General features: G+C 30.0%; 6 protein-coding genes. All 6 read right to left on the reverse strand.

What is annotated here, in order from left to right; all coding sequences use genetic code 11:
- Positions 1-2: 2 nt before the first annotated feature.
- Positions 3-281 (reverse strand): head-tail connector protein, encoded by a 279-nt coding sequence (locus tag ACQPVP_RS16980; RefSeq protein WP_430851976.1) that lies wholly within the window; start codon positions 279-281, stop codon positions 3-5.
- 42 nt (positions 282-323) lie between these two features.
- Positions 324-656: a collagen-like triple helix repeat-containing protein gene (locus ACQPVP_RS16985; RefSeq protein ID WP_430851978.1), complete on the reverse strand. Its 333-nt coding sequence runs from the start codon at positions 654-656 to the stop codon at positions 324-326.
- A gap of 72 nt (positions 657-728) precedes the next feature.
- Entirely contained in the window at positions 729-1868 is a 1140-nt protein-coding gene (locus tag ACQPVP_RS16990) for a phage major capsid protein (protein WP_430851980.1), read from the reverse strand.
- A gap of 39 nt (positions 1869-1907) precedes the next feature.
- Entirely contained in the window at positions 1908-2681 is a 774-nt protein-coding gene (locus ACQPVP_RS16995; RefSeq protein WP_430851982.1) for a head maturation protease, ClpP-related, read from the reverse strand.
- Between the two features lie 2 nt (positions 2682-2683).
- Positions 2684-3967 carry a phage portal protein gene (locus ACQPVP_RS17000; RefSeq protein WP_430851984.1) on the reverse strand — a complete coding sequence of 428 codons (1284 nt, stop codon included), beginning with the start codon at positions 3965-3967 and terminating at the stop codon, positions 2684-2686.
- Between the two features lie 13 nt (positions 3968-3980).
- On the reverse strand, positions 3981-4733 hold a 753-nt coding region (locus ACQPVP_RS17005; RefSeq protein ID WP_430851986.1), incomplete at its 5' end, for a terminase TerL endonuclease subunit.

Here is a 4733-nt window from a genome sequence, read left to right on the forward strand (position 1 = left end):
ATTCATATAACATCACCTTGAGTATATTTTAATTGAGTTATTATAGTATCCAATCCAAAAGCAATTTTACTTACATTCTTTCCTACTGTTTCAACTGACCTATTCTCATACCAATGTGATACTAATATTCTTATAGCAAGTTTATACAACTCCTTACTATAATCCTTGGTTATTCCAGCATTTTTCAAATACTCCTCCGCTCCAAGCTGTAATCCTTCAATTAATGTATCTTCCTCTTCTCCATCAATTCTAAGAAATAATTTTAATTCTTCTAAATCCATAATTCACCTCATAAAAAGAGAATGAGATTTTACTCCCACTCTCTATTGACTATTCATTAAGCCTTTTGCTTTTAAATCTGCAATTAAATTATTAAATGCTGTTACTACTGCTGCAACTTCTACTCCACCATCCAAAGCATCCATTTTATTTAATTTGTTAATCACAGCATCTGCTCCCTTTTGCCCTGGATCTCCTTTGTCACCTTTTGGCCCTTGTACTCCTGGATCTCCTTTATCGCCTTTAGCACCTGTTGCACCAGTATCCCCCTTTGGTCCAGGAGTTAATTCCATATTAGAAATTCCTTCCTCAATGTGATTTAATTTCTCTTTTGTAATTACTTCACCATCTTGCCATGTTTGTTTTTCATATGTCATAATTATTTACTACCTCCTACTTTTGCTTCGCCTACTTTTGCATTTCCAACCCTAGATTCTTCTAGGGGACTATTAGGGTGTTACTTCAATATATCCATTAACTATTGCTTTACTATCCTTTACTGTTACATCTTCTCTCTCAATAGCTCTAAATAAAGTTAAATCTTCTTCATAAGCGTTTAAATCTCCAATTACAGCTACATCAGAAGTCTTAATATTCATTAACTGTCTATCCCAAAACTTAATACCTTCTTTTAAGTCTCCTATAATAAATGGTACTTTATTTGTTTTAGTAGCCATATCATCATTAGGTATTACTACTATTGGAATAGCAGTAGCACCTGCACAAAGTCTCATTTCCATAGGATTAACTGGATTAGGTTGTAATAAATATTTACCATCTGCATCTTTTAATGTATCTAAATATTGTAATCCATCATCATTTGTAATTATCTTACTTGTTGGCTTAAATGCTTGACCTAAAGTAACATTTAGAGCTTTCTTTATATCATCAATTCCTTCTAATTTTACTTCATCTAAAGTTGCTATTTGCTCTAATATTAATTTATTAGCTGTAACTCTTGATTCATCACCAATCCATTCTATTAAAGCATTGGTTATATTAGCATCAGAATCACTTAATAGTTCATTTGTAACAGGGAAATATCCTGCATATTTTTCAATTTCATAAGTAATTCTTTCAAACTGTGGTGTTCCCTTTCCCCCTATTTTGCCACTTTCTCCAACTTTAACAAATCCTGTTTGTTGCGATCTTTTCTTAAAAGTTCTTTGCCCTTTATATGTAGTAACTTTTTCTACATCAACTAAATCCTTTAAAGACTTTTTAGATTCTTTATAAGTATTAATTCTTGTTAAAATATCTTCAGGAACAGTATACCCTCCATCTGCTGGTGTTCCTTCTGACATTTTATTATTTACTCTAAATCCATTTCTTGCAGCATTTGCAAATTCCTTAGTTGAATCCTTTTTATTATTGGTTACTTCTTTTTCTTCTCCTTTTTCAATTTTATCTTTTATTTCATCTTCGGTTTCAGCTTCTAAATCATATAAAACATCAAATTTAGCTTGAAGATCTATTAACTCTTTCTTTGCAGCCTTTGCTTCCTCAATTTTATTTTCATTTGCTAAGTTTTTAACCTCTTCCTTTTTAGCATTAATTTTATCTAATAACTCTCTTAATTCTTTATTCATTTAATATCCACCTTTCTTATTTAAACATTAAAAAAAGACTTACATTCCAAACAAATATAAATCTTCTAATATACTTTCTTTTTCAGCTTCTAAAGCATCCTTTTTTTCTAACTCTTTTTCACCTTTGTTATCTTTGTTCCTCAAATTATTAGGAATATTTTTATATTCTTCAAAATAATTTGAAGCACATGCAACAGCTATAACTGAATCTTCAACTTCAATATTAAAGTATTGAGCTGCTTTATCTCCTGTTAGCCATGTTTCTTCATGCATCATTGTTCTGATATCCTCTATATTTGCTCCTTCTCTTAAGTTTTCAGAATAAACATTAAGAATAGTTTCAGAACAAACATCTAAATCATCGGCCATTTTTCTAAATTCTGTTGCATTAAATCCACCCCATATTCCAATCCAAGGTTCATGTATCATTGTTTGAGCTGTTTTAGGTATTATAACCTTATCTCCAGCTAACATTATTACAGATGCAATGCTTGCAGCTAATCCATCTACTCTAACAACTTTATTACACTTCTTTCTTTTAAGCTGGTTATAAATAGCAAGACCTGCATAAACAGAACCACCACCACTATTTATATAGATATTTAGATCTCTATTTTCATCAATAGAATTTAAAATTTCTAAAACATCTTGTGGACATTTATCTTCATCACACCATTTTCCCCAACTATCACTAACAATATCTCCATAAAAGTAAAGTTCTTGATTAGTTGATTCATTTCTAAATTCCATATTTCCAACTTTATTAAGTTTTCCATCTTTTCCTTTAGACTTAAATTCTAATGTTTTTATCATTATTATTCACCCCCTTTCTTGCTATTATTTTTCTTTTTATTATATTGTTTACCTACATCAGTTATAGGAATATAGTTACCATTCATAAATAATTTATCTCCACCTTCATCAGCTGGATATCCTAGTTCATCTCTTCCCTCATTAGGGCGAATTAATCCATTATTAACCCCTTGAGCAAGTATCTCCATTTGTGTTTTGCTATCTGTTCTTAGCAATACCTTTTCATTAAATTTAAAATGATATCCTTGTTCTATTTCTTCTTTGCTTAATAGCTTATAATTAAGCTCTTCTTCGTATTGCTTTAATATAAATAATACTGTATCTACATAAAAACTAAGTTGTTGCATTTCAGAGTTAGAATAAGAACTCTTTTCATAATTATTAAGTTGATTAGGTTTTATTCCAAAAGCTCCTGCAATTTGAAGAGCATTAAATTTTTTCAATTCAAAGAATTGGCTATCTGTCAATTTAATATCTAGTGGTACTAATTTCATTCCTAAAGGGACTGGAATTATTTTACCTGCATTTTTAGAACCATTTGCAAATCTTTCAAATCCTTCTACAAGTTTTTCCTCTGCTTTCTTATCAAGTTCTCCTGTATACTCAAGTGCTGCTTTTGCTGTAAGCCCACTTTTATATAAATTATTCATAAATGTTTGACTTTCAAGTCCACTCTCTATTGTACTTTTTAAAATTTCCTTTACTGGAATTCCTAAAATACCATCGAAACTATAAGATGTTTTAAAGTGCATTACATCATCACTATTAAATACATATTGTTCTGATGAATACTTATCAGTATATCTGTACCATAACCGACCTTTTGCACCAAAAAAACCTTGGTCATCTATTACAACCTGAACATCATTAGAAGGCATTACCCATAAATCTTGGATTTCATAACTTCCACCAAACTTATCTCTTTTATATTTTCTTCTTATCCATACATAAGCATTTCCATAATGATTTCTATTTTGCTCTACTGTCGCCCAAAATATAGAAGGTGTCATTAATGCATTAGGCCTTGTCCTTAAAAGCATGTGAACTTTATTAGATTTAACCCTTTGTACTCCCTTATCTGTATCTTGACGAAACTTCAAAGGCATTTTCCCTAATGTTTCTGATAACATCTTTAAACAAGTGAAATATGTTACTTCACTTACCAATTGCTTAGAAGTTGAACTTATTCCAAGCCACTCTAATAATTCTTTACTTTGCATATCTACTGTTTTTTCTGGAACAATAGCATTTTTTATTCCTTTTGCAATTCTACTAAATACATTCAATATTTCACCCCCTTTACATCCATCCCATCATCTTTAAGTAATTTTCTGTAGTTCTATTTAAATCTATAGTTGATTTATTTTCTATCATAACCTTATGAACATCAATTATTGCATCAACTGGATCTATCCTCTTAGTTCTATAATTTTTATCTATCTTACATTCACCAAAAGAATTATGAATTAATTTAGCATTTGCAATACTCCAAGTTAATAGAGAATTTTTTCTATTATATTTAATAGTTCCTCCATCTACAGACAATTTAAAATCTACAGTTGCACTATTTAAATTTCTTGCACTTTGTACTATCTCTATACAGTCACAACCGAAACACTCTAAATCATTTAAAAATGCATCTGCATTATGAGGATCATAAGCTATAAATCTATATTTCAAATCATATAGTTCTTGAAGTTCCTTTAAATGTTTAATTATATATTTATAATCTGTCTTTACTCCTCCTAAAGTTTCAGTTGCAGTAAGTAGCTCTTGTCTTAGCCACATATCATAAGGTGCTTTATCTGTTTTTATATGCTCTTGCAATCTATTTATAGGTATAAAACTATGACTTTCTATAAAATATTCATCATTACCTAATTCAAATTCTAAAGCTAAAGAAGTTAAATCTCCACCACTCGATAAATCAAGACCTACCCCACATTCTTTCCCCCTCATATCTTCGAGAGTTAAATCTGTAGCACATTCATTCCATTTTTCTATATCTATATAATCATCATCTGACATTTGAACCCACATATTAAGTCCTTT

Source organism: Clostridium nigeriense, assembly GCF_050585265.1.
Classification (GTDB): Bacteria; Bacillota; Clostridia; order Clostridiales; family Clostridiaceae; genus Clostridium; species Clostridium nigeriense_B.

Coding starts and splice junctions, on each gene's coding strand:
- ACQPVP_RS16980 (WP_430851976.1), bottom strand. CDS start 281: ATGGATTTAGAAGAATTAAAATTATTTCTTAGAATTGATGGAGAAGAG.
- ACQPVP_RS16985 (WP_430851978.1), bottom strand. CDS start 656: ATGACATATGAAAAACAAACATGGCAAGATGGTGAAGTAATTACAAAA.
- ACQPVP_RS16990 (WP_430851980.1), bottom strand. CDS start 1,868: ATGAATAAAGAATTAAGAGAGTTATTAGATAAAATTAATGCTAAAAAG.
- ACQPVP_RS16995 (WP_430851982.1), bottom strand. CDS start 2,681: ATGATAAAAACATTAGAATTTAAGTCTAAAGGAAAAGATGGAAAACTT.